Annotated in this window: 1 protein-coding gene; it reads right to left on the bottom strand. The window is 48.7% G+C overall.

Going from position 1 to position 238, the window contains the following annotated elements; translation table 11 throughout:
* Positions 1-238 (bottom strand): disulfide bond formation protein B (locus AB4512_RS21985; RefSeq protein WP_372175668.1); only part of this gene is annotated, 238 nt, incomplete at both ends.

Below are 238 nucleotides of genomic sequence, written 5' to 3'. Positions count from 1 at the left end.
AACATCCACGGAGCCCATTGGTTTAAAGGTGCCCAGCTAGGGAAAGTAACGAATAAATCACAGGTTGCGAAAGGAGATGGATTAAACTGGTAATCGACGTGCTCTAAAGCCAACGTCAAACCTTTGTAGGCGCCAAATCCCCAACCAGCAAGGCCTAACCAACGTGATATCGGGTTATTCGGTGCAATAGCACCAATCATTGCCGCGACACCGATAGCAAGCATAGCAACGCGCTCAT

Source organism: Vibrio sp. 10N.222.52.B7 (assembly GCF_041474275.1).
In the GTDB taxonomy this organism is placed as follows: domain Bacteria; phylum Pseudomonadota; class Gammaproteobacteria; order Enterobacterales; family Vibrionaceae; genus Vibrio; species Vibrio crassostreae_C.
This window is presented reverse-complemented; position numbering and strand designations above follow the sequence as displayed.